Origin of the sequence: Stenotrophomonas sp. GD03930 (genome assembly GCF_029839665.1) — a bacterium.
Taxonomy (GTDB): Bacteria; Pseudomonadota; Gammaproteobacteria; order Xanthomonadales; family Xanthomonadaceae; genus Stenotrophomonas; species Stenotrophomonas forensis.
On sequence record NZ_JAOCAV010000006.1, the window covers coordinates 138,757 to 163,779 of the forward strand.

Consider the following 25,023-nt stretch of genomic DNA (forward strand, 5'->3'; position numbering starts at 1 on the left):
TGCGGCGCGGAATCAGTCCGCGCCCTGCACTTCCAGCGCGGTGATCAGCCAGTCGACCACCGCCTGCGAATCGCACAGGAAAAAGATGGCATCGCCGGAGCGCGCTTCGGTGAGCAGGCGATACACGGTGATCGCCACCGCCGACTGGTTGGCGATGAACACTTCCGGGCTGCGCGGCCCTTCACTGTGCCCGGCCACGGCATGCAACGCGTTGCGCGCGGCCACGGTCGTGGCCGGGTCCGCGCTGCGGGTCAGTTCCGGCCCGCGCAGGCCCCACGCAATGAACACATGCTTGCCCTTGAACGTGGTGTCCAGGACCTGCACCTCGGCGCCGGTGTCGGCCGAGCGATGAATGACAGTACTGCTGATCAACGCAACCCCCTGTGGTCGTCGTGGTCCGCGCATCCTCCCCCACAGGCCGCCCGCACACCAGTGACGGCAGCCGCAGGCTGCGCCGACAGGCGTGGAAGACATGTAAGAAGGTGTAAACCGATGCGATCGGATGTGCAGCGATGATACGGGATGTAAGCCTCTGCATGGGCCCGCGCGTACTAGTAAACCCCCACTGAGCCCGTTCCGGAACGGTGCGTTCCGGCGGCCCCGGGCTGGGTCATTCTTGCCGCCCGATCCACCACCCGAGGCCCCTGATGACCCACCGCCTGCTGTTACCGATCACCGCCGCCGCGCTTGTCCTGCTGCTGGCTGCCACCACCGTGGCCGCCCAGGATTACGACACGGATCACATTCCAGTGCTGCGCTGCGAATCGCAGTTCAACAAGACCCAGCAGTGCGCCATCGAAGGCCCGATGAGGCTGGCCCGGCAGCTGTCGGTTACCCGATGCGTGGAGAACCAGAACTGGGGCCAGCGCCGCCGCATGCTGTGGGTCACTGACGGCTGCCGCGCCGAGTTCGTCGCCGACGAGTACGGTCGCTGGCCCGGGCGCGGTCGTGATCGCGACGACGAGGGCGAACGCCTGGTCTGCGAGTCGTACGAGAAGAAGGACAAGGAATGCCGTATCCGCGTGCGCCACGAAGTGCGCCTGGTCAAGCAGAAGTCGGTGACGGCCTGTGTCGAGGACCGCAACTGGGGCTGGGACCGCCGTGGCATCTGGGTCAGCGACGGCTGCCGTGCCGAGTTCCGGGTCTATTGACTGCCGAGCACGCGCTGGCTGCGGCGGATCAGTGATCGCAACCGGCGTGACCGATAGACTGCATGCAACCGCCCGAGGAACGATTGATGACACCGCCGGATCCCTCCACGACGACGCTGCAGATCCGCGACGCCCGCCCCGGCGATGCCGCCGCGCTGATCGCGCTGGACAGCGTGGCGGCACATGATCCGCGACGGGCGACGCAGATCGGCCAGTGGCTTGCGCAGGGCCATGTGCACGTGGCCGAGCAGGATCGCGTGGCTGTCGGCTACCTGGTCATCCATCACCACTTCTTCGGCGAAGCCTTCGTTGAGATGCTGATGGTGGGCCCGGCACGGCGCGGCCAGGGCATCGGTGCCGCCCTGCTTCGCCACGCCATTGCGCGACGCGGCGGCGGCAAGCTGTTCACCTCCACCAACAGCTCCAACAGCGGCATGCAGCGCCTGCTTGCTGCGTCGGGCTTTGTCGACAGCGGCATCGTGCACGGATTGGATGAGGGCGATGCGGAACGGATCTACCGCTTCGCGGGTGATTGATCACGCTGCGCCGCGTGCACAAAAAAGCCCACGCATCGCTGCGCAGGCTTCTTGATTCATCACAGTGGTCGGGACGGCCGGATTCGAACCGACGACCCTCTGCCCCCCAGGCAGATGCGCTACCAGGCTGCGCTACGCCCCGACTGATGCTGCGATGTGCCCGCCAGTGCGGCGGGCCGTGAAGTATAGCGGATTACGAAGGAAATGGGATCAGCGGCGCAGCAACTGCAGCACTTCTTCCAGCTCCATGCGTACCTGCTTGATGATCTGGTTGCTCAGCGCCGATTCCTCGCGGGCATCAGGGCCGTCCAGGCGCAGGCGTGCACCACCGATGGTGTAGCCCTGTTCGTACAGCAGGCTGCGGATCTGCCGCACCATCAGCACGTCGTGGCGCTGGTAGTAGCGGCGGTTGCCTCGGCGCTTGGCCGGCTCAAGGCTGGGAAACTCGGTTTCCCAGTAGCGCAGGACGTGCGGCTTGACGTCGCACAGCTCGCTGACTTCACCGATGGTGAAGTAGCGCTTGGCCGGGATCGGCGGTAGTTCGCGGTTACTGCCCGGATCCAGCATAAGCTTCCACCCTCTCCTTGAGCTTCTGGCCCGGACGGAAGGTGACCACCGTACGGGCGGAAATCGGAATTTCCTCGCCGGTCTTGGGGTTGCGACCCGGACGCTGGTTCTTGCGCCGCAGATCGAAATTACCGAAGCCCGACAGCTTCACCTGACGTCCCTGTTCCAATGCTTCACGCAGCACATCGAAAAACGCGTCGACGAATTCCTTGGCTTCCCGCTTGTTCAGACCGACTTCGTCGAACAGCTTTTCCGCCATCTCCGCCTTGGTCAATGCCATTGCCTGCTACCCCCGAGTGCTGCCCGCTCAGCCGCGGATCCGGGCGTGGTGTTCACGCTCGATGGCAGTGACCGCCTCGGCCACCACCGCATCCACGTCGCGGTCCGTCAGAGTGCGCGACTTGTCCTGCAAAATCAAGCCCATAGCGAGACTCTTGAATCCCGGCTCGACGCCCTGGCCGACATAGCGGTCGAACAGGTTCAGGTCGCGCAGCAGCGGCCCGGCGGCCTGGCGGACGGTGGCGGCCAGATCGGCCCAGGCCACCTGTTCAGGCACCAGGAACGCCAGGTCGCGGCGCACCGCCGGGTAGCGCGACAGCTCGCCGGCACGCGGCAGGCGGCGGGCGGTCAGCGGCTCCAGGTCCAGCTCGAAGGCATAGACATCGGCCTCGATCTCCATCGCCTTGAGCAGGCGCGGGTGGATCTGGCCGATCCAGCCGATCGCCACGCCATCGCGCAGCACTTCGGCCGAACGTACCGGGTGGCCGTAGGCACGGGCGGACGGGCGGAACTCCAGCTGCGCGCCACTGGCGGCGGCCAGCGACTCCAGGTCGCCCTTCAGGTCATGGAAATCGACCTTGCGGGTCGGCAGGCCCCACTGCACCGCCTGCGCATCACCGCAAACCGCCGCGGCCACGCGCGGGGTTTCCAGCGGCGCCGGCCGGCTTTCGCCGGGCGACGCGTCGCCGGCCTGCTGGGCGAACACCCGCCCCAGCTCGAACAGGCGCACGCGACCCAGCTGGCGGGCGGCATTGCGGCCGAGCGTGGCGACCAGGCCCGGCAGCAGCGACGGGCGCATCACCGCCAGTTCGGCCGACAGCGGGTTGGCCAGCGGCACCAGGCCGTCGCGCAGCTGCCACTGGGTCAGCAGTGCGTCGTCGACGAAGGCGAAATTGACCGTTTCCTGCTGGTCACGGGCGATCAGCTGGCGACGCACGCTCAGCGCGTCCAGCTGGGTCTCGCTCGGCATCGCCACGCGCGAGGCACCGCCCGGCAGCGTGGTCGGGATCTGCTCGTAGCCATGGATGCGGGCCAGCTCCTCGATCAGGTCTTCCTCGATGGCGATGTCGAAGCGGCGGGTCGGCGCGGCCACCTGCCAGCCCTCGGCCGTCGCGCTCACGTCCATGCCCAGCGCGCGCAGGATGCGCTCGACTTCGGCGTCTTCGATGGTGATGCCGAGCACGCGGGTGATGCGTGCGCGGCGCAGCGCGATGGTTGCCGGCTGCGGAAGATCGGCCTCACGCACGGCCTCGGTGACCGCTGCCGGCGTGCCGCCGGCCAGGTCCAGCACCAGTCGGGTGGCGTATTCGATGGCGGTGCGCGGCAGTGCCGGATCGACGCCACGCTCGAAGCGGTGGCCGGCATCGGTGTGCAAGCCCAGCTTGCGGCCACGGCCCATGATCGCGGCCGGCGCGAAGTGTGCGGCTTCCAGGAACACGGCGGTGGTCGCGTCAGTGACGCGGGTGTCGAAGCCGCCCATCAGGCCGGCCAGGCCGACCGCGCGGTCGGCGTCGGTGACCACCAGGAAGCTGTCATCCAGCGCAGCATCGCGGCCGTCCAGCAGCTTCAGCGTCTCGCCGGCACGCGAACGGCGCACGGCGATGCTGCCCTGCAGGGTGCCGAGGTCATAGGCATGCATCGGCTGGCCCAGCTCCAGCATCACGTACTGGGTGATGTCGACCAGCAGCGACACCGGGCGCACGCCGCTGCGGCGCAGGCGCTCGGCCATCCACAGCGGGGTCTTCGCCGCGGCGTTGACGCCCTCGATGACACGACCGAGGTAACGCGGCGCTTCGGCACCGGCATCCAGCTGGATCGACAGTTCACGGCTGCCGACGGCCGCAATGGGATCGGCGGCGAAATCCAGCACTTCGCTGCGGGTGGCGGCGGCAACGTCGAAGGCGATGCCGCGCAGGCTGAAGCAGTCGGCGCGATTCGGGGTCAGCTTGATCTCGATGCTGGCATCGGGCAGGCCCAGGTACTCGACCAGGGCCTGGCCGACCGGGGCGTCATCGGGCAGTTCCAGCAGGCCGGACGCATCGTTGTCCAGGCCCAGTTCCTTGGCCGAGCACAGCATGCCGTTGGACTCGACGCCGCGCAGCTTGGCCGGCTTGATCTTCAGCTCGCCGATCTGCGCACCAACCATCGCCAGCGGCGCGACCAGGCCCGGGCGCGCGTTCGGCGCACCGCAGACGATCTGCAGCAGCTCGCCCTGCCCGGCATCGACCCTGCACACCTGCAGGCGGTCGGCTTCCGGATGGCGGACGGCCTCGACGATGCGTGCCACGACCACGTGATCGAGGCCTTCGCCCAGCGCGGTCACCTCTTCCACTTCCAGGCCGATGGCGGTCAGCACCGCACTCAGTTCATCGCGCGAAGCGCTGGTCGGGACGTGGCTGCGCAGCCAGTTTTCGGAGAATTTCATGGTGTCATCCTGGTGGGCCCGGCGCATGCGCCTGGGCCTGCGAATTTAAGAGCCGTCGAGCAAGCTCGACGCTACGGACCGGCGCTTACGCGAACTGTTTCAGGAAGCGCACGTCGTTCTCGAAGAACGCGCGCAGGTCGTTGACCCCGTAGCGCAGCATCGCGAAGCGCTCCACCCCCATGCCGAAGGCGAAGCCGGTGTAGCGCTCCGGATCGATGCCGACGTTGCGCAGCACGTTCGGATGCACCATGCCGCAGCCGAGCACTTCCAGCCAGCGCGTGCTGCCATCGGGCTGCTGCCAGGCGATGTCCACTTCCGCGCCCGGTTCAACGAACGGGAAATAGCTGGGGCGGAAGCGCATCTCGAAATCGCGCTCGAAGAAGGCGCGCACGAACTCGGCCAGCGTGCCCTTCAGGTCGGCGAAGGTCGAATGCTCGTCCACCAGCAGGCCTTCCACCTGGTGGAACATCGGCGAGTGGGTCTGGTCGCTGTCGCTGCGGTACACCTTGCCCGCGGCGATCATGCGCAGCGGCGGCGCGTGGTCGCCCATGTAGCGCACCTGCACACCCGAGGTGTGCGTGCGCAGCAGGCGGCCGTCGCCGAAGTAGAAGGTGTCATGCATCGCGCGCGCCGGATGGTGCGGCGGGAAGTTCAGCGCCTCGAAGTTGTGCCAGTCATCCTCGATCTCCGGCCCTTCCGACAGCTCGTAGCCCAGGCGGCCGAAGATGCCGGTGATGCGCTCCAGGGTGCGGGTGATCGGGTGCAGGCCGGCGCGATCGCCATTGCGGCCCGGCAAGGTGATGTCGATGGCTTCGGCCGCCAGGCGCGCATCCAGTGCCGCGTCTTCCAGCTCGCTGGTTAGCGCACTAACAGACTCCTCCACCGCAGCCTTTGCTTCGTTAACGAGCTTTGCTCGCTCAACACGCTCGGACTGAACCAAAGTCCGTAGTGATTTCATCAAGTCATTAAAAATTCCGGCCTTACCGAGCAACCCCAATCGGACCTCATTCAGGTACGCCGAGAGAAGCTTTTCGCGATCGGAAGCCAGTAAGGCATTCAACGCATCGCTTTCGACCTTCGACCAATTAATTGTACTTTGCAACCCAGACAAACCAATCGCCTGCTTCGCTTCAATAAGAGCCCTCTCCAAAGGCGGCTTAATGAGAGTCGGAGTCGGAGTCGGAGTCGGCTTTGGCGCTGAACCAGAGTGCGAGGATGCCAGCTTTGCACTCGAATAGCTCTTCAAGTAATTATTGAATGCAGTGTTCGCGACGTTGACTGTTGACGCCTTTACGACAAGGGCATTCAAGCGCTGCCACGTATCAAGATCGGAGACCTCACCGAGCTTGGCAGAAGCGTTAACGAGCTTTTCGAGTTTGTGGTTCATCGCTTTATCCAAAAAAAAATGGGGAAGGACTTGCGCCCTTCCCCATGCATTGCCTTGACCTGACACCGTTCCGAGTGAACGGTTACGGCATCGGGAAGGACTTATGCCGCCAGCGCGCCCTTGGCCTTTTCGGCCAGCGCGGCAAAACCGGCTGCGTCGTGCACGGCGATGTCAGCCAGGACCTTGCGATCCAGGGTGATGCCAGCCTTCAGCAGGCCGTTCATGAAGCGGCTGTAGCTCAGGCCGTTGATGCGGGCAGCCGCATTGATACGGGTGATCCACAGCGAACGGAAGTTGCGCTTCTTCTGCTTACGGCCGATGTAGGCATACTGCTGTGCCTTGATGACGGCCTGCTTGGCGACGCGGAAGACCTTGCGACGGGCGTTGTAATAGCCCTTGGCGAGATCCAGGATTTTCTTGTGGCGGCGACGCGCCTGTACGCCACGCTTAACTCGTGCCATTTTTCAGTTCCTCAGAGGTAAGGGAGCATGCGGTCCAGACGGCCTGCGTCTTCTGCACGGACATGGCCCGTCTGACGCAGATTACGCTTACGCTTGGTCGCTTTCTTCGTGAGGATGTGGCTACGGTTGGCGTGGCCGCACTTGTACTTGCCCGAGGCGGTCTTGCGGAAACGCTTGGCCGCTGCCCGGTTGGTCTTGATCTTGGGCATTGCAATGTCCTTGATGGGATTTGACCCTGGTTTCTGACTGATCTGGCGGCGGCCTGGGCCGCTCTTTCCGTCCTGCCATGATCGGCGTACGACCCGTCCTGGGTGGGTCGAGCCGGGCATGATACAGGCAAAACCGCCCTGTCACCAGCCCCTGCAACCCTTTCACCGGCAATTCACCGGGGTGCCGCAAAAGCAAAGGGACGCCATCGGCGCCCCTTCACCCTGAACCATTCAGCCAGGCGCCCCGAAAGGCGGCCGGTCAGGCCTCAGGTCTTCTTCTTCGGTGCGATCATCATGACCATCTGACGCCCTTCCAGGCGCGGACGGGATTCAATGACGATGTCCTCGCCCAGATCGGCCTCGATCCGGTTGGCCATTTCGCGGCCCAGTTCCTGGTGGCTCATTTCACGGCCACGGAAACGGATGTTGACCTTGATCTTGTCACCATCCTCGAGGAACTCACGCATCTTGCGCAGCTTGATCTGGTAGTCGCCCTCGTCCGTGACCGGACGGAACTTCACTTCCTTGATCTCGACCTGCTTGCTCTTCTTCTTGGCCTCGTTGGCCTTCTTCTGCGCTTCGAACTTGAACTTGCCGAAGTCCATGATCTTGCAGACCGGCGGATCGGCCTGCGGCTGGATCTCGACCAGGTCCAGGCCTTCATCTTCGGCCATGGACAGCGCTTCGTCGCGCGACAACACGCCGATCATTTCTCCGTCACTGCCGATCACGCGGACGCGCGGCACACGGATTTCCTGATTCTTGCGGTTCTGTTTGTTGTCAGGGGTGCTGATATTACGTTCTCCCAAGGGTATCGAACCGGTCCGGGTGCCTGTGCGCCCGGACCGGACCTTTGCTTACGCGCCCTCGGCGTGGAGCCGCTCGATGAAGGCCTGCAGGCTCATGCTGCCCAGGTCTTCGCCAGAACGCGTACGCACCGCTACAGCGCCGTTTTCCTTCTCGCGGTCACCAATGACCAGCAGGTACGGCACGCGCTGCAACGTATGCTCGCGGATTTTATAGCCGATCTTCTCGTTACGCAAATCCGAGCTGACGCGGAAGCCTTGCTCCGCAAGGGTTTTGGTCACGCCCGAGACGTATTCAGCCTGGGCGTCGGTGATGTTGGCCACCACCACCTGGGTCGGCGCCAGCCAGGCCGGGAACTGGCCGGCGTGGTGCTCGATCAGGATGCCCAGGAAGCGCTCCATCGAGCCGACGATGGCCCGGTGCAGCATGACCGGGTGCTTCTTCTGGCTGTTCTCGTCCACGTACTCGGCGCCGAGGCGGCCCGGCATCATGAAGTCGACCTGCATGGTGCCCAGCTGCCAGGTACGGCCGATGGCGTCCTTCAGGTGGTACTCGATCTTCGGGCCGTAGAAGGCGCCCTCGCCCGGCAGCTCCTGCCATTCCACCCCATTGCTGGACAGTGCCGAGCGCAGCGCGCCTTCGGCCTTGTCCCAGGTGGCGTCGTCGCCCAGGCGCGATTCCGGACGCAGGGCGATCTTCACCTGGATCTCATCGAAGCCGAAGTGCTGGTAGACCGCCAGCGCCTGCTGGTGGAACGCGGTCACTTCCGCCTCGACCTGGTTTTCGGTGCAGAACACGTGGCCGTCGTCCTGGGTGAAACCACGCACGCGCAGGATGCCGTGCAGCGCGCCGGACGGCTCGTTGCGGTGGCAGGCACCGAACTCGCCATAGCGGATCGGCAGGTCGCGGTAGCTGTGCAGGCCCTGGTTGAACACCTGTACGTGGCCCGGGCAGTTCATCGGCTTGAGCGCGTAGGTGCGCTTCTCCGATTCGGTGAAGAACATCGCGTCCTGGTAGTTGTCCCAGTGGCCGGACTTCTGCCACAGGCTCACGTCCAGGATCTGCGGGCAGCGCACTTCGCCGTAGCCGGTCTTGCGATAGACCTTGCGCATGTACTGCTCGACCACCTGCCACAGCGCCCAGCCCTTGGGGTGCCAGAACACCAGGCCCGGGGCCTCTTCCTGCAGGTGGAACAGGTCCTGCTGCTTGCCGATGCGGCGGTGGTCGCGCATTTCGGCTTCTTCGATGCGCTTGATGTAGGCCTCGAGCTGCTTCTTGTCGGCCCAGGCGGTGCCGTAGATGCGCTGCAGCTGCTCGTTCTGCGCGTCACCGCGCCAGTAGGCGCCGGAGATGCGGGTCAGCTTGAAGGCCTTCAGGAAGCGGGTGTTCGGCACGTGCGGGCCACGGCACATGTCCACGTATTCCTGGTGGTAGTACATGCCCATCGCCTGGATGTCGTCGGACATGTCCTCGATCAGGCGCAGCTTGTAGTCCTCGCCGCGGGCCTTGAAGATCTCGACCACTTCGGCGCGCGGCGTCATCTTCTTGATGACGTCGTAGTCCTGGGCGATCAGCTCGCCCATGCGCTTCTCGATCGCCGCCATGTCTTCCGGGGTGAACGGGCGCTCGGAGTAGATGTCGTAGTAGAAGCCCTCGGCGATCACCGGGCCGATGACCATCTTGACGTCCGGGTACAGCTGCTTGACGGCGTGGCCGACCAGGTGGGCGCAGGAGTGGCGGATGATCTCCACGCCCTCCTCGTCCTTGGCGGTGATGATGCGCAGGCTGGCATCGTGGTCGATGACATCGCTGGCATCGACCAGCACGCCATCGACCGAGCCGGCGATGGTGGCCTTGGCCAGGCCGGCGCCGATCGACTGGGCGACGTCCATGACGCTGACGGGGTTTTCGAACTCGCGGCGGCTGCCGTCGGGAAGGGTGATATTGATCATCGCAGTGGCTTCGTGCGGGGCCCGCCGGGCGGGCTGGAAAGCGTTCCCGGGCGATGGCCCGGGCAATAAAAAAGCGCCGCGAGGGCGCCTGGAACGCAGGGCCTTCGGGGGCAGGTCAACCGTGGGCGGTGGTAGTGCTCATGTCGCACGCTCGGCCGGCGCTGGGCGCGGGCCACCTTGTTCCAGTCAGGGGTCTGCGACGATCTTAAACCAGCAGGGAGGAAAGCCCAAGCCGGCCGGGGCCTGCCGCCGGCAATCGCGGCTGAATGGCCGTCGCTGGCGGGGCCAAATATCAATGATTACCATACGCAGGCGTTTCTCACTCGCGTGTGGCGCGCCCCTTCCTGGCCCTGGAACCACCCATGTATACGCTGTCGCTGCCGGCCCGTGCCGGCCTGCTCCGTGCCCCACTCTCCGCCCTCGCCCTTGCCGTCTGCGGCATGCTTCCGGGCCTGGCCGCGGCCGACGAGGCGCGTACGCTCGACACCGTGCAGGTGACCGCCCCGATCGCCACCGAGAGCGGCAGCGCGACCAAGACCGATACCCCGCTGCGCGAGATCCCGCAGTCGATCTCGGTCATCACCGACCGGCAGATGCGCGACCGTGGCATCCATGGCGTTGAAGAGGCGGTGTGGTACACCGCCGGCGCCCAGGGCGGCCAGTACGGCGAAGACACGCGCAGCGACTGGCTGCTGGTCCGTGGTTTCAAACCCGCCCGCTACCTTGATGGCCTGGCCACGGTGGAAGGCACCTGGACCGGCGAATCGCGCCTGGAGCCCTATGGCCTGGAGCGCATCGATGTGCTGAAGGGTCCGGCCTCGGTCAACTACGGTGCGATGCCGCCGGGCGGCCTGATCAACTTCGTCAGCAAGCGGCCGCACGCCAACCCGTTGCAGGAAGTGGAGCTGCAGGTCGGCAACTACGGCCTGAAGCAGGCCGCCTTCGACATCGGCGGTGCGCTCAATGACAGCGGCAGCGTGCTGTACCGGCTGGTCGGCCTGGCCCGCAACAGCGACAACGTGATCGACCACGTCCATGACGATCGCTACTACCTGGCCCCCTCGCTGACCTGGACGCCGGACGATGCCAACGCGCTGACCGTGCTGGCGCGCTACCAGAAGAACGACACGGTCGAAACCGGCGGCTTCCTGCCTTACCAGGGCACGGTGGTGCCCGGCGCCAACGGCCGCTACATCTCCCGCCACTTCTTCAGCGGCGAGCCGGGCGTGAACGACTACACCAAGGAAAGCGCCGCGCTCGGCTATGAATTCCGCCATGACTTCGGCGATGGCACCGTGTTCAACCAGAACGTGCGCTACAGCTGGGCCGAAGTGGACGCCAGCCGCGGCAGCCTGGGCCTGTTCGGCCTGGTGTCGCCGGACAGCACCGAGCTGGTGCGCTACTACTACCCGCGCCTGGACAAGTCCGAAAGCGTGGCCATCGACAACAACCTGACCTTCCGCTTCCGCAGCGGCCGTGCCGAGCACACGGTGCTGGCGGGGCTGGACTACCGTCGCGCGCGCAACGATTACGCCTCGGCATTCCTGTTCGGCGCGCCCGGCATCGATGCCTACAACCCCGTGTATGGCGCGCCGGTGCAGGTACCCGACTACACCTCGCGCCAGGTGCAGACGCAGAGCACGCTGGGCCTGTACCTGCAGGACCAGATCCGCATCGACCGCTGGCTGGTCACGCTGGCCGGCCGCCAGGACTGGGTCGGTACCGATACCGAGCAGCGCATCGGCACCGCCAGCCGCGCCCACCAGAGCGATGACAGGTTCTCCGGCCGGGTGGGCGTGAACTACCTGTTCGACAATGGCGTGAGCCCCTACGTGAGCTGGTCGCAGTCGTTCCAGACCACCATCGGTACCGACTACGCGGGGCGCGCGTTCGTGCCGACCACCGGCGAGCAGTTCGAGGCCGGCGTGAAGTACCAGCCCGAGGGTGGCCGCCTGCTGCTGACCGCGGCGGCGTACCAGATCGAGCAGGACAACACGCTCACCGTCGACCCGCAGCACACCCTGTTCTCGATCCAGCAGGGCCAGACCCGCGTGCGCGGTGCCGAGCTGGAAGGGCGCTGGAACATCGGCCAGGGCCTGAGCGTGTACGGCAGCTACACCCGCCTCGACGCCAAGGTCCGGCGCAGCACCGATGCCGCTTCGGTAGGCAAGCAGGTGGCGCTGGTGCCGAAGGAAAGCGCGTCGCTGGGCGCCGACTACACCTTCACCGCCGGCGCGCTGAGCGGGTTCGGCTTCGGTGCGGGCGTGCGCTACAACGGCGGCATCTACGGCGACATCTACAACGACTGGTACACGCCGTCGTTCACCCTCATCGATGCCAGCGTGCATTACGACCGCGGCCCGTGGCGCCTGCAGGTCAATGCCGCCAACGCCGCCGACAGGAAGTACGTGTCGGCCTGCAACAGCGCGACCTGGTGCTACTACGGCTACCCGCGTACCGTCACCGCCAGCCTGCGCTACCAATGGTGAGCCCGCGATGATCACGGTAGGCCTGTCGACGCTGGGATTCTGCAGCCTGGGCATGCTGGCGGCGATGTTCTCGGCGCTGGCCTTCTATGCCGCCTCGCCGCACTGCCGCTGGCCACGCCTGCGCCGCGCAGGACGCCTCGGCCACCAGATCGGCCTGGTTGCCGCCGCCGCATCGCTGTGGCTGTGGATGGCCGAGCTGGGCTTCGCCGCTGGCCTGGTCGCAATGCTGTGCACCTGGATGCTGTCGGCGATGCTGCTGCCGGCATTGGCCGCGTGGCATCGCCCCGGCGCGGAGACACCGTGATGTGGGCGCGCGCGTTTGCCGGCATCTTCGCCGGCTTCTTCCTGGCGGCCGCCGCCACCGGACTGGTCACCTGGCTGCCACCGGGCCCGTGGCAGAACGCCCTGGTGCCTGCGCTGATCGCCTTCGTGCCGCTGTGGATGCTGGCGGCTTTGTGGGCCTTCAGTTTCCGCCGCGCGGGATATGCCTGGCTGGCCCTGGCCGGCAGCGCGGTGGCCGGTTTCGGTGTGCTCGGGCTGCTGCGCATGGCCGGCGCCGTGCAATGAGATCAATCGCATGAAGTTCAGCTCGCAGACCCTGCGCACGTTCACCACCCTGCACACCTGGGTCGGCCTGGTGGCCGGCTTCGGGCTGTTCGTGGCCTTCTATGCCGGTGCGCTGACCCTGTTCCACCACGACCTGCCGCTGTGGCAGACGCCGGGCGCGGCCACTGCGTTGCCCGCCAGCCTGGATGACGCGCAGTACCTGCTGGAGGACGTGCTGGCCGCACATGCGGAAGCACGCCGGCATGTCGGCATGACCTTCCCCGGTGCCGAGCATCCGCAGCCGCTGGCCTACTGGCAGGCCGACGACGGGGGGTGGCGCTATGCCTGGCCTGGGCAGACCGCCGGCAGCCCGACGCCGCCGCAGTCGGGCCTGGCCGAACTGGTCAACGAGCTGCACTACAGCCTGGGCCTGCCGGTAGCCGGCATCTACGTGATGGGCATCGTCAGCCTGCTGTATGGCATGGCCCTGCTCAGTGGCCTGGTGATCCACCTGCCGAAACTGCTCGGCGACCTGTTCGCGCTGCGCCCGGGCCGCAACCTCAAGCAGCTGTGGCAGGACGCACACAACGTGATCGGTGTGCTCAGCCTGCCGTTCCACCTCATGTTCGCGGTGACCGGTGCCCTGCTCTGCCTGGTGTTCATCCAGATCGCCCTGCTCAACCCGCTCATCTTCGAAGGCAAGGCCCTGCAGGCGGTGCCGACGGCGATGGACACCGCGCCCGTGCGCGCCGCCAGCGGCGTGCCGGCCGCTCCGGGCAGCCTGCGCGAACTGCATGCGCGCGCGCTGGAAGTGGCACGCGCGCAGGGCGTGACCGATTTCGAACCGGCCTACCTGAAACTGGCCAACGGCGGTGATGCCAATGCCACCATCGAGATCACCGGTGAATCCAGCGGCACCCTCGGCCCGCTCGGCTCGGTCGCGCTGGACGTCGCCAGTGGCCGCCTGCTGGCCAGCCAGCTGCCCGGCCACCGCGATGCCAACCACGCCACGCTCAGCGCCGCCTACGCGCTGCATTTCGGTGAGTTCGGCAATGGCGTGGTGGTCTGGCTGTACTTCCTGCTGGGCCTGGGCGGTGCCTTCCTGTTCTATTCGGGCAACCTGCTGTGGATCGAATCGCGGCGCAAGCGCCGGCAACCACAGCAGCCGCGCTCCGGGGTGAACATGGCACGGGCCACGGTGGGCGTGTGCATCGGCCTGTGCGTGGCGATCTCGGTCGCGTTCGCCAGCGCCCTGGTGCTGGAACGGGTGGCACCGTCCGCCGTTGATCACGGCATCCGCTGGGCCTGTTTCGGCAGCTGGGCCGCCTGTGCGCTGTGGGCGGCACTGCGCCGCCCGGCCCAGGCGGCACGCGAGCTGCTCTGGGCCGCCGCGATCAGCACCGCGCTGGTGCCGGTGCTGCACGGCGCCCTCAGCGGTGACTGGTTGTGGCGCGCGGCCGCGCATGGGCACTGGCCGCTGTTCTGGGTCGATGCGATCGCACTGGCCATGGCATTCGGCTTTGCCCGGCTGGCACTGGCCAGCCAGCGTCGCGCGCGCAACGGCGATCCCAACAGCGTCTGGGCCAATTGAGGCGCCCGCCCGGCACTCCGTAGAGTCGAGCTTGCTCGACTGCTGTTGCCTTCTCGCCCCGCGTAGTCGAGCAAGCTCGACGCCACGGCATCCCGGAACACGGCCTCGGTAGAGTCGAGCTTGCTCGACTGCCGTTGCCTTCTCGCCCCACGCAGTCGAGCAAGCTCGACTCTACGGCAGCCGGATCACGCGCCGCTGGGGTAACGGCTGACTTCGATCAGATTGCCGTCAGGGTCGCGGAAGTACACCGACTCGATCGGCCCCAATGCACCTGTGCGCGGCACCGGCCCCTCTTCCACCACGACAGCCTGCGCGCGCAGATGGGCCAGCACATCGGCAGTCGCCGTGCCCGTGACCAGGCACAGATCGGCACTGCCCGGCGCGGGCTGCGCGGCGTGCGGCTGCAGCGGTGCACTGGCCGGGTGCAGGTTGATCTTCTGCTGGCCGAACTGCAGCGCAGTGCGGCCGGCGCCGAAACGCACGACCTGCATGCCAAGCACGCGCTGATAGAAGTCACAGCTGCGCTCGATGTCGGCAACGGTGAGGACCAGATGGTCGAGGCGGTCGATGAGGATCATGCCCGCAGCTTAACGCTGCGGGCGTTGCCTGGCTGTGCGGCCTCGGGCCGATGGCGTTGCCGATCGCGCCGGGCATCGCCCGGCATCCACGCGCGGCTCAGTCGCCGATGCGGGCCTTCTGCCACGGGCCAAGCATGGCGTTGAGCAGGCTGGCCTGTTCGTCATCGCCGGTCAGCTCCCACATGAACACCCCGGCCAGGCCCTGCTCGCGGGCGAACTGCGCGCGCAGCCCGATCGAGCGCGGGTCTTCGTAGCTGATGAAGATCTTCTGCTGCGGGTTGTACAGCCACGGGCTCTGCGCCTGCGGCTGCCAATGCTTCGTCCAGCCGGGCTGGTCGAGATAGCGCGCCTTGATCACCCGCCAGTCGCCCGCGTCGGCCGGTGCGCTGTAGGCCTGGTACAGCCCATCGGCGGCGTCACCGGTGACCTTGAAGCCACGGCCATAGAACGGCACGCCCAGCACCAGCTTGTGGGCCGGCACACCGTGGTCGCGGTAGTACTGCACCGCGCCGGCCACGTTGTTCCAGCGCCGCAGTTCCGGCGCCAGCGGATCGGTCGCTACTTCATGCAGCGGGGCGTTGAAGGTCGACACCGCCGAGAAACCGGTGCCCATGTCGTAGCTCATCAGGTTGATGAAATCGAACACCCTGGCCAGCGCCGGCAGGTCGTAGCTGGCCGCCGGATCGTAGGGGCCATCGGTCTGCAAGCGGCCGGCGGCCAATGCGGCGGTCAGCAGCATCGGCTGCCCCTGCTTGCGCCCGCGCGCGTCGAGTGCCACGCGGAACGCCTGCGCGAGCCTGGTCAGGTTGGCGCGATCCTGCGGGCGATGTGCCAGCTCCTTCGGCCCACCACTGACCGGGAATTCCCAGTCGATGTCCACGCCATCGAAGCTGCCGGCGTGGCGATCGAAGAACAGCGCCATGCAGGAATCGACCAGGCGCTTGCGGCTGGCCTCGCTCAGCGCCGCATCGGAGAAACCGCCCGCGCCCCAGCCGCCGATGGAAATCAGCGTGCGCAGGTGCGGATGCGCCTTCTTCAGTTCGGCCAGCGCAGCGAAGTTGGCCGGCGCTTCGGCACCGACCGTGCAGCGGCCGTCTTCAATGGTGGAAAACGCATAGAACAGGTGGGTCAGGCGTTCGGCCGGAATGCTCGACACCGGATAGCGCTCGGCCGACCCGCCAGGATAGTAGGCACCGAAGATTGGTAGCTGCGGAGCCGCAGCGGCGTGCGCAGCGATGGGCAGGGCGCCGGCAATCAGCACGGCAAGGACAGCCACGGTCTGGCGCAACATGGGATCTCCCGGTTCGAAGGCGCAGCCACGTTAGCAAACCGATGTGCCTGCGGTACGGATGTCGCGGCATGTCGTCCAGTGGACAGGCGCGATCCGCACAACCGTGACAGAACGATGGCCACCTGGCGGCGCTCATGCACTGCAGCAGGACATGCAGCGACCTGTATGAGCGGCTCCTCGTTGCGTCGACGCAAAGAAAAAGCGGGCCGAAGCCCGCTTTTTCATTTCAGCGATTCCAGAAGCGTGTCAACCAAGGTTGACACCCACCGTAATCGACCGGAGGTCGATTACTCGGCGCTGACGGCGTCGCCTTCTTCCACGGCCTTCATCGACAGGCGGATACGGCCCTGCTTGTCGACTTCCAGCACCTTGACCTTGACCACATCGCCTTCCTTCAGCACGTCGCCGACCTTCTCGACGCGGTCGCTGGAGATCTGCGAGACGTGGACCAGGCCGTCCTTGCCCGGCAGGATGGTGACGAACGCACCGAAGTCCATGATCTTGGCGACCTTGCCTTCGTAGATGCGGCCCGGCTCGACGTCCGAGGTGATCTGCTCGATGCGGGCCTTGGCGGCCTGGGCAGCGATGGCGTTGACCGAAGCGATGACGATGGTGCCGTCATCCTGGATGTCGATCTGGGTGCCGGTTTCCTTGGTGATGGCCTGGATGGTCGAACCACCCTTGCCGATCACTTCGCGGATCTTGTCCGGGTGGATCTTGATGGTCAGCAGGCGCGGCGCGTAGTCGGACAGCTCCGAACGCGGGGCGGTCAGGCCGTGGGCCATTTCGCCCAGGATGTGCAGACGGCCAGCCTTGGCCTGCTGCAGGGCCTGCTTCATGATCTCTTCGGTGATGCCTTCGATCTTGATGTCCATCTGCAGGGCGGAGATGCCCTCAGCGGTACCGGCCACCTTGAAGTCCATGTCGCCCAGGTGATCTTCGTCACCCAGGATGTCGGACAGGACGACGAAACGCTCGCCTTCCTTGACCAGGCCCATGGCGATACCGGCAACCGGCGCCTTCACCGGCACGCCGGCGTCCATCAGGGCCAGCGACGAGCCGCAGACCGACGCCATCGACGAGGAACCGTTCGACTCGGTGATTTCCGAGACGACGCGGATGGTGTACGGGAAGGCTTCCAGCGACGGCATGACAGCCAGCACGCCGCGCTTGGCCAGGCGACCGTGGCCGATTTCGCGGCGCTTCGGGCCCATCATGCGGCCGCACTCACCCACCGAGAACGGAGGGAAGTTGTAGTGGAACAGGAAGTTTTCCTTGTACTCACCGGCAACGGCGTCGATGACCTGGCCGTCACGGGCGGTGCCCAGGGTGATGGTCACGATGGCCTGGGTTTCGCCGCGGGTGAACAGCGAGGAACCGTGGGTACGCGGCAGCACGCCGGTCTTCACGGCGATCGGGCGGACGGTGTCCAGCGCACGGCCGTCGATGCGGACCTTGGTGTCCAGCACCGAGTCACGCATGGTGCGGTATTCCAGCTCGCCGAATTCCTTCGACAGCTCGGCCGGGTTCCAGCCCTCGGCGGCCACACGGCCGGCCAGGGTTTCGACCACGTCCTTCTTGATCGCCGAGATGGCGTCGCGGCGCTGCAGCTTGTCGCGCACCTGGAAGGCTTCGCCCAGGCGCGGGCCGATGGCTTCCTTCAGGGCGGAGATCAGCGCGTCGTTCTTGGCCGGGGCTTCCCAGGTCGACGGCTTGGTGCCGGCTTCGACGGTCAGCTCGTTGATCGCGTTGATGACCTTCTGCATTTCGCGGTGACCGAAGGTCACGGCGCCCAGCATCACTTCTTCGGACAGCAGCGCGGCTTCGGATTCGACCATCAGCACGGCGTTGGAGGTACCGGCGACAACCAGTTCCAGCTGCGAGTCAGCCAGTTCGCTGACGGTCGGGTTCAGGATGTACTCGCCGTTCTTGTAACCGACCTTGGCAGCGCCGATCGGACCCATGAACGGGGTGCCGGCCAGGGCCAGCGCAGCCGAGGCACCGATCAGGGCCGGGATGTCACCGTCCACGTCCGGGTTCAGCGACATGACCGTGGCGATGATCTGCACTTCGTTCTTGTAGTCTTCCGGGAACAGCGGGCGGATCGGACGGTCGATCAGACGCGAGATCAGGGTTTCCTTTTCGGTCGCACGGCCTTCGCGCTTGAAGAAACCACCCGGGATACGGCCGCCGGCGTAGAACTTTTCCTGATAATCGACGGTCAGCGGGAAGAAGTCCTGGCCTTCGCGCGCGCTCTTGGCGGCGACGGCGGTGACCAGCAGTACGGTGTCGTCCATCTTGACGATGACGGCACCGCTGGCCTGGCGGGCGACTTCGCCGGTCTCAAGCGTGACGGTGTGCTTGCCGTACTGGAAGGTTTTGGTGATTTTTGCCACGGAGGGTGTCCTTGGGGATGCTGTCTGCGAATTTGGACCGTCGGCGACCCTTGCCGCCTGCGGGTGGCCGGATCGTTCCGGCCTGAATCGGGGATTGCGGTGCTACAAAACAAAACCGCGGCGCATCGCTGCGCCGCGGGGGATTCGTTGCTTAGCGACGCAGGCCAAGCTTTTCGATCAGGGCCTTGTAACGCTCGACGTCCTTCTTCTTCAGGTAGTCGAGCAGGCTGCGACGGCGGTTGACCATCTGCAGCAGGCCGCGGCGGCTGTGGTGGTCCTTCTTGTGGGTCTTGAAGTGGCCGGTCAGCAGTTCGATGCGGGCGGTCAGCAGGGCCACCTGGACTTCCGGGGAGCCGGTGTCGGCGGCGCTGCGCTTGTTGTCTTCAATGACCTTCTGGGTGTCGATCGACATTTTCTTTTTTCTCTGTGATGCGTGGCCGGCAGGAACGCGCTTCGCGCACCGCCAGGCTCGCCGTGGACTACGAGGATGAAACCTGCGCGAGGCAGGCTGCCGGAAAACGGCCGCGAAATTGTAACGGCCGGGGGCTTCCGGGACAAGGTCCGGGGCTGAACGGGCGGGCCCCGGTCAGAGGTTGAAACGGCGCTGGGGGGCCAGCAGGCCACTGTCATCGACCTGGCCCAGCCCCTGGACAGCATCGTCCGGGCCGAACACGGCGACCAGGCCGCGCGGCCAGGACAGGTCGCGCTGGCGCTGGCCGACACAGAACCGGTGAGCCTGGTCGGCGTCGAGGTCGACCCGCGGGTACTCGGCCAGGCCGGCGGCCAGGGGCAGCAGCAGCGCATCCATGGCGGCCTCGTCGCCCGCCTCGACCATCGCCCGCAGCTGGTCCAGGGTAACCATCGCCGGCTCGCGGAATGGTTCGACCCAGAGCCGGCGCAGCGCGCTGATATGCGCGCCGCAGCCCAGGCGTTCACCGAGGTCACGGGCCAGGCTGCGGATGTAGGTGCCCGAGCCGCAGGTGACGCGCAGGCGCAGCCGTTCAGGCTGCTGCTCCAGCACCTCGATGGCGTGCACCTGCACCTCGCGCTCGGGCGCCTCGATGACGTCGCCACGGCGGGCCTTCACATACAGCGGCTCACCGCCCTGCTTCAGCGCCGAATAGATCGGCGCCCGCTGCAGGATGCTGCCGGTCAGCGGCGCCAGCGCGGCCTGCAGGGCCTGCGCGCTGACTGCCGGCACCGGGCGCTGCAGCAGCACCTGGCCTTCGGAATCGTCGGTATCGGTGGTCTGTCCAAGCACGATCTCGGCGTCGTAGGCCTTGGCCGAGCCCAGCAGCAGGCCGGCGATCTTGGTCGCCTCGCCGAAGCACAGCGGCAGCAGGCCGGTGGCCAGCGGGTCGAGGCTGCCGGTGTGACCGCCCTTCTCGGCGCGGAACAGGCGACGGGCCACCTGCAGGGCGGCGTTGGAGCTCATGCCGGTCGACTTGTCGAGCAGCAGGATGCCATCCAGGCGGCGGAACTGAATTCGGGTCATGACAGGAAGTTGTAGAGCCGGGCCATGCCCGGCTGCCGCAGCGCGGCCCGCACGGGCATCGCGTTGCCGGAACGGAAAGACGCCGGGCACGGGCCCGGCGCTGCCTTATTCTTCGTCGCTCTCGCGACGCTTCTCCGCGGCCAGCGTATCGGGCAAGTCGCGCAGGATGTTGTCGATGTGCTCACCACGGTCGACCGAATCGTCGTAGTGGAAGTGCAGCTCCGGCACGTGGCGCAGCTTCATGGCACGGGCCAGGTCCATGCGCAGGCGGTAGCCCAGCTCCTTCAGGCCGGCCACGGCTTCAGCCGAGCGTTCCGGCATCAGCGCGGTGACGAACACCTTGGCATGGGCCATGTCGCGGGTGATTTCCACGTCGGACACGCTCACCGAGGGCAACCCGTGCTCGCGCACGGCGTTGTGCACCAGGGTGCCGAGTTCACGGCGCAGCTGGGCGGAGACACGGTCGGTTCGATGGAAAGTCTTGGGCACGCGGTCGGGCTCTCGATTCAAATGTGACCCGACCAAGGTCGGGTCCTACCAGGAGGAGCGGCCCGACCAAGGTCGGGCCCCACCAGGGAGTGGACCGGCCCGTGAGGGCCGGTCCATTGCAGCATTACAGGGTGCGCGGCACTTCGATACGCTCGAAGCACTCGATCTGGTCACCCGGCTTGACGTCGTTGTAGGCCTTCACCGCGATACCGCATTCGGTACCGTTGCGGACTTCCTCGACGTTCTCCTTGAAGCGGCGCAGCGATTCCAGCTCGCCCTCGAAGATCACCACGCTGTCGCGCAGCACGCGGATCGGCTTGTTGCGCTTGACCACGCCCTCGATGACCATCGAGCCGGCAACGGCGCCCAGCTTGGAGCTGCGGAAGACATCGCGGACCTCGGCGATACCGATGATCTCTTCGCGGATCTCCACGCCCAGCAGGCCGGAAGCCACCTGCTTCACCTGATCGATCACGTCATAGATGATCGAGAAGTAACGCAGGTCCACGCCGTTGGATTCGATGATGCGACGGGCCGAAGCATCCGCACGCACGTTGAAGCCGATGACGGTGGCCTTCGAAGCGGCGGCCGAGTTGGCGTCCGACTCGGTGATGCCGCCCACGCCGGAGTGGATCACGTTGATGCGGATGTCTTCGTTGGACAGCGCGACCAGTGCCTGGCTCAGCGCCTGCACCGAACCCTGCACGTCGGCCTTGATGACCAGGTTGAGGACCTGCTGGCCCTCGCCCTTGCCCAGGGTCGCCATGATGTCTTCCATGCGGCTGCCGGCGGTAGCGACCAGGCGCGATTCACGGCGCTTGGTCTCACGCTGCTGGGCAACGTCCTTGGCCAGGCGCTCGTCCTCGACCACCACGAAGTCATCACCGGCTTCCGGCACGCCGGACAGGCCCAGGACCTGCACCGGGATGGACGGGCCGGCGAACTCCGGCTGCTTGCCGGTTTCGTCGAACAGCGCACGCACGCGGCCGTACTGGATGCCGCACACCAGGTAGTCGCCCTTCTTCAGGCGGCCCTGCTGCACCAGCACGGTAGCGACCGGGCCACGGCCCTTGTCCAGCGACGATTCGATCACCACGCCCGAGGCGCGGCCTTCGTCGACGGCCTTCAGTTCAAGCAGTTCGGCCTGGATCGAGATGGCGTCCAGCAGGTCGTCGATGCCCAGGCCGGTCTTGGCCGAGATCTCCACCATCTGGGTGTCACCACCGAAGTCTTCGGCCACGACCTGCTCGGACAGCAGTTCGTTCTTGACCCGCATCGGGTCGGCGTCGGACTTGTCGATCTTGTTGATCGCCACGATCAGCGGCACACCCGCCGAACGGGCGTGCTGGATCGCTTCCTTGGTCTGCGGCATGACACCGTCATCGGCAGCCACGACCAGCACCACGATGTCGGTCAGCTTGGCGCCACGGGCACGCATCGAGGTGAAGGCAGCATGGCCCGGGGTATCCAGGAAGCTGATCACGCCCTTCGGCGTATCCACGTGGTAGGCACCGATGTGCTGGGTGATGCCGCCGGCTTCGCCGGTGGCGACCTTGGTGCGGCGGATGTAATCCAGCAGCGAGGTCTTGCCGTGGTCGACGTGGCCCATGATGGTGACCACCGGCGGACGCTGGGTGGCTTCGCCCTGGTTTTCACCGGTCGAGGCCAGCAGTGCGTCTTCGGCGTCGTTGTCGTTGGCACGGATCGCCTTGTGGCCGAGTTCCTCGGTCACCAGTGCGGCGGTGTCGTGGTCGATGGACTGGGTGATGGTGGCCATCACGCCCATCTTGAACAGCGCCTTGACCACTTCGCCGCCCTTCAACGCAAGCTTCTGCGCCAGGTCGGCCACGGTGATCGTGTCGCCGATCGCCACTTCACGCACCACCGGTGCAGTCGGACGCTCGAAGGCGTGCGGGCCGGCATTGTTGCCACCGCGCGACATGTCGCGACGGCCACCGGACTGGTTGCGGCCGCCCGGACGACCCCGGGTGTTGCTGTTGTTGCTGTTGCCACGACGCGCGCGGTCAGCGGCCGACAGGTGCATCTGGCCGGCGAAGCGATCGCCCGGGCCACGCTCGTTGCGCGGCGCGCTGCGATTGTTGCGGTCATCGTTGCGCGGCGGCGGCGGTGCGCCACGCGGCGCAGCCGGGGCGGCGGCCGGGGCACGCGGCGGGCGCGGCGCGGTTTCATCGATGGGAGCACGCTTGGGCTTGCTGGCCGCCAGCGCCTCGGCAGCCTTGGCGGCGGCCGCAGCTTCTTCGGCAGCCTTCTTTTCGGCCTCGGCGCGCTCCTTGGCGGCAACCTCTTCCTCACGGGCACGGACGATGGCTTCGTCGCGCAGACGATCCTTCTCGGCCAGGGCCTGCTGTTCGGCAAGGTTGCGCGCACGCGACTCTTCCAGCTTGCGCAGGATGTCGGCGCGCTCTTCGTCCGGCGTCATGGCGCGAGCACCATCCTTGACGTAGGTACGCTTCTGGCGCACCTCGACATTCACGGTCGTCTTGCTGCGACCGGAACTGACCGTCACTTCCTGCTGCTTCCGGCGGTTGAGCGTGATCTTCTTTGCAGACTGATCGGTCTCTTCCGGGGCCTGCTCGGGCTTGCCGTGCGAACGACGAAGGAAGCCCAGGAGCTTCACCTTCTCGGAGCTGGTCACGACCTGGTCGGGACCGCTGAACTTCATGCCGGCACCGGCCAGCTGTTCCAGCAGTTTTTCGACCGGCGTGTTGACCAGTTCGGCAAGCTTGCGGATGGTGGTTTGCTGCGACATTCGGATCCTATGATCTTGTGGGCGCCCCCCCGCATCTGGAGGTGGCGCGGATTCTACGCCCTGAGCGGCTCAGGGCCCTGTTCATTGCCGGCTCATTCGCCGCGTTCCAGTCGGGCGATCTCTTCGGCACGGGCGGCCAGGATCAGCGCAGCGGCGCGCGCCTGATCCAGTCCTTCGATGCCGAAGTCCATGACCTCGTCGGCGGCCAGGTCGGACAGGTCCTCGCTGGTACGCACGCCGTGGCCGGCCAGCGCATACGCGGTGGCTTCGTCCATGCCCTTCAGGGACAGCAGGTCCTGCGCCGGCTGGCCGTCTTCAAGGCCTTCCTCGACTGCCAGGGCCTCATTGAGCAGCGCATCGCGGGCACGAGCGCGCAGCTCTTCGACGATATCCTCGTCGAAACCTTCCACGGCCAGCAGTTCGCCGACCGGGACATAAGCGATTTCCTCGACGGTGCCGAAGCCTTCGCTGACCAGGATGCCGGCAATCTCTTCGTCCACTTCCAGCTTGTCCATGAACAGCTGGCGGGCCGAAGCCTGCTCGGCCTCCGACTTGGCGGTGACCTGGTCCTGGGTCATCACGTTGAGCTGCCAGCCCGTCAGGCGGCTGGCCAGGCGCACGTTCTGGCCGCCCTTGCCGATCGCCTGGGCCAGGCGGTCTTCAGCCACGGCCAGGTCCATCGAGTGCTTGTCTTCATCGACGATGATCGACTGCACTTCGGCCGGCGCCATCGCGTTGATGACGAAGTTGGCCGGGTTGTCGTTCCACAGCACGATGTCCACGCGCTCGCCATTGAGCTCGTTGGACACGGCCTGCACGCGCGAACCGCGCATGCCGATGCAGGCGCCGATCGGATCGGTGCGCTGGTCGTGGGCGAGCACGGCGATCTTGGCGCGGTCGCCCGGATCGCGGGCACAGGCCTTGATTTCCACCAGGCCCTGGCCGACTTCCGGCACTTCCAGCTTGAACAGCTCGATCATGAATTCCGGGGCGGCGCGGCTGATGAACAGCTGCGGGCCACGCGGCTCCGAGCGCACTTCGGCCAGGTAGCCGCGCACGCGGTCACCAGCGCGCAGCACGTCGCGCGGAATGCCCTTGTCCTTCGGAATGAAGCCTTCGGCGTTGCCACCGAGGTCGACATAGATGTTGCCGCGCTCGGCGCGCTTGACCACACCGGTGATCAGTTCGCCGACGCGATCCTTCCATGCATCCACGACCTGCTGGCGCTCGGCTTCGCGCACGCGCTGGACGATGACCTGCTTGGCGGCCTGGGCGGCGATGCGGCCGAAGTCCGGGTTCTCGATCTGCTCTTCGATATAGTCGCCGACGTCCACGCCTTCGGCTTCATCGACGGCATCCATCAGGCGGATCTGGCGGTCCGGCGATTCCATCACCACGTCATCGGCCACCACTTCCCAGCGGCGGTAGGTTTCGTAGCTGCCATCCTTGTGGTCGATGACCACGCGGGTCAGCACTTCCTCGTCGGGATAGCGCTTCTTCGCCGCCGAGGCCAGGGCGGCCTCGATGGCATCGAAGATCACTTCACGCGGCACGCCCTTCTCGTTGGCGACTGCGTCCACTACCAGCAACAGTTCCTTGCTCAT

Annotated in this window: 23 protein-coding genes and 1 tRNA gene; 6 read left to right on the forward strand and 18 right to left on the reverse strand. The window is 66.3% G+C overall.

Going from position 1 to position 25,023, the window contains the following annotated elements; translation table 11 throughout:
- Positions 1–12 precede the first annotated feature (12 nt).
- On the reverse strand, positions 13–405 hold the full coding sequence (locus N5C18_RS21880; protein WP_337999986.1) for a hypothetical protein: 393 nt from the start codon (positions 403–405) through the stop codon (positions 13–15).
- A 242-nt stretch (positions 406–647) separates the two neighbouring features.
- Between N5C18_RS21880 and N5C18_RS21885 the strand changes: the two genes are divergently transcribed.
- Together N5C18_RS21885 and N5C18_RS21890 are read left to right on the forward strand one after the other, a co-directional pair.
- Entirely contained in the window at positions 648–1,151 is a 504-nt protein-coding gene (locus N5C18_RS21885; protein WP_049456623.1) for a DUF3011 domain-containing protein, read from the forward strand.
- Positions 1,152–1,237: 86 nt separating this feature from the next.
- The gene (locus N5C18_RS21890) at positions 1,238–1,687 is read left to right on the forward strand and encodes a GNAT family N-acetyltransferase (RefSeq protein ID WP_279945602.1); all 450 of its coding nucleotides are present in this window, start codon (positions 1,238–1,240) and stop codon (positions 1,685–1,687) included.
- Positions 1,688–1,752: 65 nt separating this feature from the next.
- Here the strand turns inward: N5C18_RS21890 and N5C18_RS21895 are convergent.
- The 9 genes from N5C18_RS21895 to thrS all read right to left on the reverse strand — a co-directional run bounded on the left by N5C18_RS21895 (position 1,753) and on the right by thrS (position 9,774).
- Positions 1,753–1,829 (reverse strand) — tRNA-Pro (locus tag N5C18_RS21895).
- Between the two features lie 68 nt (positions 1,830–1,897).
- Positions 1,898–2,254, reverse strand: coding sequence for a MerR family transcriptional regulator (locus N5C18_RS21900; protein ID WP_005410431.1), 357 nt, complete (start codon positions 2,252–2,254; stop codon positions 1,898–1,900).
- Positions 2,235–2,534, reverse strand: a complete 300-nt coding sequence (locus tag N5C18_RS21905) for an integration host factor subunit alpha (RefSeq protein ID WP_005410432.1) — start codon at positions 2,532–2,534, stop codon at positions 2,235–2,237. The genes N5C18_RS21900 and N5C18_RS21905 overlap by 20 nt, the downstream gene beginning before the upstream one ends.
- Before the next feature lie 27 nt (positions 2,535–2,561).
- Positions 2,562–4,958, reverse strand: coding sequence for a phenylalanine--tRNA ligase subunit beta (pheT, locus tag N5C18_RS21910; protein WP_279945603.1), 2,397 nt, complete (start codon positions 4,956–4,958; stop codon positions 2,562–2,564).
- Positions 4,959–5,043: 85 nt separating this feature from the next.
- The gene (gene pheS, locus N5C18_RS21915; RefSeq protein WP_279945624.1) at positions 5,044–6,018 is read right to left on the reverse strand and encodes a phenylalanine--tRNA ligase subunit alpha; all 975 of its coding nucleotides are present in this window, start codon (positions 6,016–6,018) and stop codon (positions 5,044–5,046) included.
- A gap of 428 nt (positions 6,019–6,446) precedes the next feature.
- Positions 6,447–6,806 (reverse strand): 50S ribosomal protein L20, encoded by a 360-nt coding sequence (gene rplT, locus N5C18_RS21920; RefSeq protein ID WP_005410435.1) that lies wholly within the window; start codon positions 6,804–6,806, stop codon positions 6,447–6,449.
- An 11-nt stretch (positions 6,807–6,817) separates the two neighbouring features.
- Entirely contained in the window at positions 6,818–7,015 is a 198-nt protein-coding gene (gene rpmI, locus N5C18_RS21925; RefSeq protein ID WP_005410436.1) for a 50S ribosomal protein L35, read from the reverse strand.
- 266 nt (positions 7,016–7,281) lie between these two features.
- Positions 7,282–7,824 carry a translation initiation factor IF-3 gene (gene infC / locus N5C18_RS21930; RefSeq protein WP_080357233.1) on the reverse strand — a complete coding sequence of 181 codons (543 nt, stop codon included), beginning with the start codon at positions 7,822–7,824 and terminating at the stop codon, positions 7,282–7,284.
- Positions 7,825–7,872: 48 nt separating this feature from the next.
- Positions 7,873–9,774: a threonine--tRNA ligase gene (gene thrS, locus N5C18_RS21935; protein ID WP_049456625.1), complete on the reverse strand. Its 1,902-nt coding sequence runs from the start codon at positions 9,772–9,774 to the stop codon at positions 7,873–7,875.
- A 362-nt stretch (positions 9,775–10,136) separates the two neighbouring features.
- Here thrS and N5C18_RS21940 point away from each other — a divergent pair, with 362 nt between their 5' ends.
- Genes N5C18_RS21940 through N5C18_RS21955 form a run of 4 tightly spaced genes read left to right on the forward strand, consistent with a single transcriptional unit; the run spans position 10,137 to position 14,400 of the window.
- On the forward strand, positions 10,137–12,263 hold the full coding sequence (locus N5C18_RS21940; RefSeq protein ID WP_279945604.1) for a TonB-dependent siderophore receptor: 2,127 nt from the start codon (positions 10,137–10,139) through the stop codon (positions 12,261–12,263).
- 7 nt (positions 12,264–12,270) lie between these two features.
- On the forward strand, positions 12,271–12,567 hold the full coding sequence (locus N5C18_RS21945; RefSeq protein ID WP_040007368.1) for a hypothetical protein: 297 nt from the start codon (positions 12,271–12,273) through the stop codon (positions 12,565–12,567).
- Complete coding sequence (locus tag N5C18_RS21950) at positions 12,567–12,830, forward strand: hypothetical protein (RefSeq protein ID WP_279945625.1); 264 nt, start codon at positions 12,567–12,569, stop codon at positions 12,828–12,830. The genes N5C18_RS21945 and N5C18_RS21950 overlap by 1 nt, the downstream gene beginning before the upstream one ends.
- A gap of 10 nt (positions 12,831–12,840) precedes the next feature.
- Entirely contained in the window at positions 12,841–14,400 is a 1,560-nt protein-coding gene (locus N5C18_RS21955) for a PepSY-associated TM helix domain-containing protein (protein ID WP_053510958.1), read from the forward strand.
- 185 nt (positions 14,401–14,585) lie between these two features.
- On the opposite strand, the gene N5C18_RS21960 is transcribed toward N5C18_RS21955, so the two are convergent.
- From N5C18_RS21960 to nusA, 8 genes are all read right to left on the reverse strand, one after another.
- Complete coding sequence (locus tag N5C18_RS21960; RefSeq protein WP_279945605.1) at positions 14,586–14,978, reverse strand: VOC family protein; 393 nt, start codon at positions 14,976–14,978, stop codon at positions 14,586–14,588.
- Between the two features lie 97 nt (positions 14,979–15,075).
- Positions 15,076–16,269 carry a glycoside hydrolase family 18 protein gene (locus N5C18_RS21965; RefSeq protein ID WP_279945606.1) on the reverse strand — a complete coding sequence of 398 codons (1,194 nt, stop codon included), beginning with the start codon at positions 16,267–16,269 and terminating at the stop codon, positions 15,076–15,078.
- A 287-nt stretch (positions 16,270–16,556) separates the two neighbouring features.
- Positions 16,557–18,665 carry a polyribonucleotide nucleotidyltransferase gene (pnp, locus tag N5C18_RS21970; protein ID WP_006458359.1) on the reverse strand — a complete coding sequence of 703 codons (2,109 nt, stop codon included), beginning with the start codon at positions 18,663–18,665 and terminating at the stop codon, positions 16,557–16,559.
- 151 nt (positions 18,666–18,816) lie between these two features.
- A complete protein-coding gene (gene rpsO, locus N5C18_RS21975; protein WP_005417886.1) occupies positions 18,817–19,077 on the reverse strand; it encodes a 30S ribosomal protein S15 in 261 nt (86 codons plus the stop codon).
- A gap of 174 nt (positions 19,078–19,251) precedes the next feature.
- Entirely contained in the window at positions 19,252–20,160 is a 909-nt protein-coding gene (gene truB, locus N5C18_RS21980; RefSeq protein ID WP_279945607.1) for a tRNA pseudouridine(55) synthase TruB, read from the reverse strand.
- A gap of 105 nt (positions 20,161–20,265) precedes the next feature.
- Entirely contained in the window at positions 20,266–20,649 is a 384-nt protein-coding gene (rbfA, locus tag N5C18_RS21985; protein ID WP_005410447.1) for a 30S ribosome-binding factor RbfA, read from the reverse strand.
- Positions 20,650–20,773: 124 nt separating this feature from the next.
- Entirely contained in the window at positions 20,774–23,419 is a 2,646-nt protein-coding gene (gene infB / locus N5C18_RS21990; protein ID WP_053511689.1) for a translation initiation factor IF-2, read from the reverse strand.
- Between the two features lie 92 nt (positions 23,420–23,511).
- On the reverse strand, positions 23,512–25,023 hold the full coding sequence (gene nusA / locus N5C18_RS21995) for a transcription termination factor NusA (protein ID WP_006458580.1): 1,512 nt from the start codon (positions 25,021–25,023) through the stop codon (positions 23,512–23,514).

Bases quoted from the DNA above. Each gene is read 5' to 3' on its own strand.
- N5C18_RS21880 (WP_337999986.1), bottom strand. From the start codon at position 405: ATGCGCGGACCACGACGACCACAGGGGGTTGCGTTGATCAGCAGTACT.
- thrS (WP_049456625.1), bottom strand. From the start codon at position 9,774: ATGATCAATATCACCCTTCCCGACGGCAGCCGCCGCGAGTTCGAAAAC.
- nusA (WP_006458580.1), bottom strand. From the start codon at position 25,023: ATGAGCAAGGAACTGTTGCTGGTAGTGGACGCAGTCGCCAACGAGAAG.
- pheT (WP_279945603.1), bottom strand. From the start codon at position 4,958: ATGAAATTCTCCGAAAACTGGCTGCGCAGCCACGTCCCGACCAGCGCT.
- rplT (WP_005410435.1), bottom strand. From the start codon at position 6,806: ATGGCACGAGTTAAGCGTGGCGTACAGGCGCGTCGCCGCCACAAGAAA.
- N5C18_RS21940 (WP_279945604.1), top strand. From the start codon at position 10,137: ATGTATACGCTGTCGCTGCCGGCCCGTGCCGGCCTGCTCCGTGCCCCA.
- rpmI (WP_005410436.1), bottom strand. From the start codon at position 7,015: ATGCCCAAGATCAAGACCAACCGGGCAGCGGCCAAGCGTTTCCGCAAG.
- N5C18_RS21890 (WP_279945602.1), top strand. From the start codon at position 1,238: ATGACACCGCCGGATCCCTCCACGACGACGCTGCAGATCCGCGACGCC.
- N5C18_RS21950 (WP_279945625.1), top strand. From the start codon at position 12,567: ATGTGGGCGCGCGCGTTTGCCGGCATCTTCGCCGGCTTCTTCCTGGCG.
- N5C18_RS21955 (WP_053510958.1), top strand. From the start codon at position 12,841: ATGAAGTTCAGCTCGCAGACCCTGCGCACGTTCACCACCCTGCACACC.
- N5C18_RS21885 (WP_049456623.1), top strand. From the start codon at position 648: ATGACCCACCGCCTGCTGTTACCGATCACCGCCGCCGCGCTTGTCCTG.
- N5C18_RS21945 (WP_040007368.1), top strand. From the start codon at position 12,271: ATGATCACGGTAGGCCTGTCGACGCTGGGATTCTGCAGCCTGGGCATG.
- N5C18_RS21965 (WP_279945606.1), bottom strand. From the start codon at position 16,269: ATGTTGCGCCAGACCGTGGCTGTCCTTGCCGTGCTGATTGCCGGCGCC.
- rpsO (WP_005417886.1), bottom strand. From the start codon at position 19,077: ATGTCGATCGACACCCAGAAGGTCATTGAAGACAACAAGCGCAGCGCC.
- N5C18_RS21960 (WP_279945605.1), bottom strand. From the start codon at position 14,978: ATGATCCTCATCGACCGCCTCGACCATCTGGTCCTCACCGTTGCCGAC.
- infB (WP_053511689.1), bottom strand. From the start codon at position 23,419: ATGTCGCAGCAAACCACCATCCGCAAGCTTGCCGAACTGGTCAACACG.
- truB (WP_279945607.1), bottom strand. From the start codon at position 20,160: ATGACCCGAATTCAGTTCCGCCGCCTGGATGGCATCCTGCTGCTCGAC.
- N5C18_RS21905 (WP_005410432.1), bottom strand. From the start codon at position 2,534: ATGGCATTGACCAAGGCGGAGATGGCGGAAAAGCTGTTCGACGAAGTC.
- N5C18_RS21900 (WP_005410431.1), bottom strand. From the start codon at position 2,254: ATGCTGGATCCGGGCAGTAACCGCGAACTACCGCCGATCCCGGCCAAG.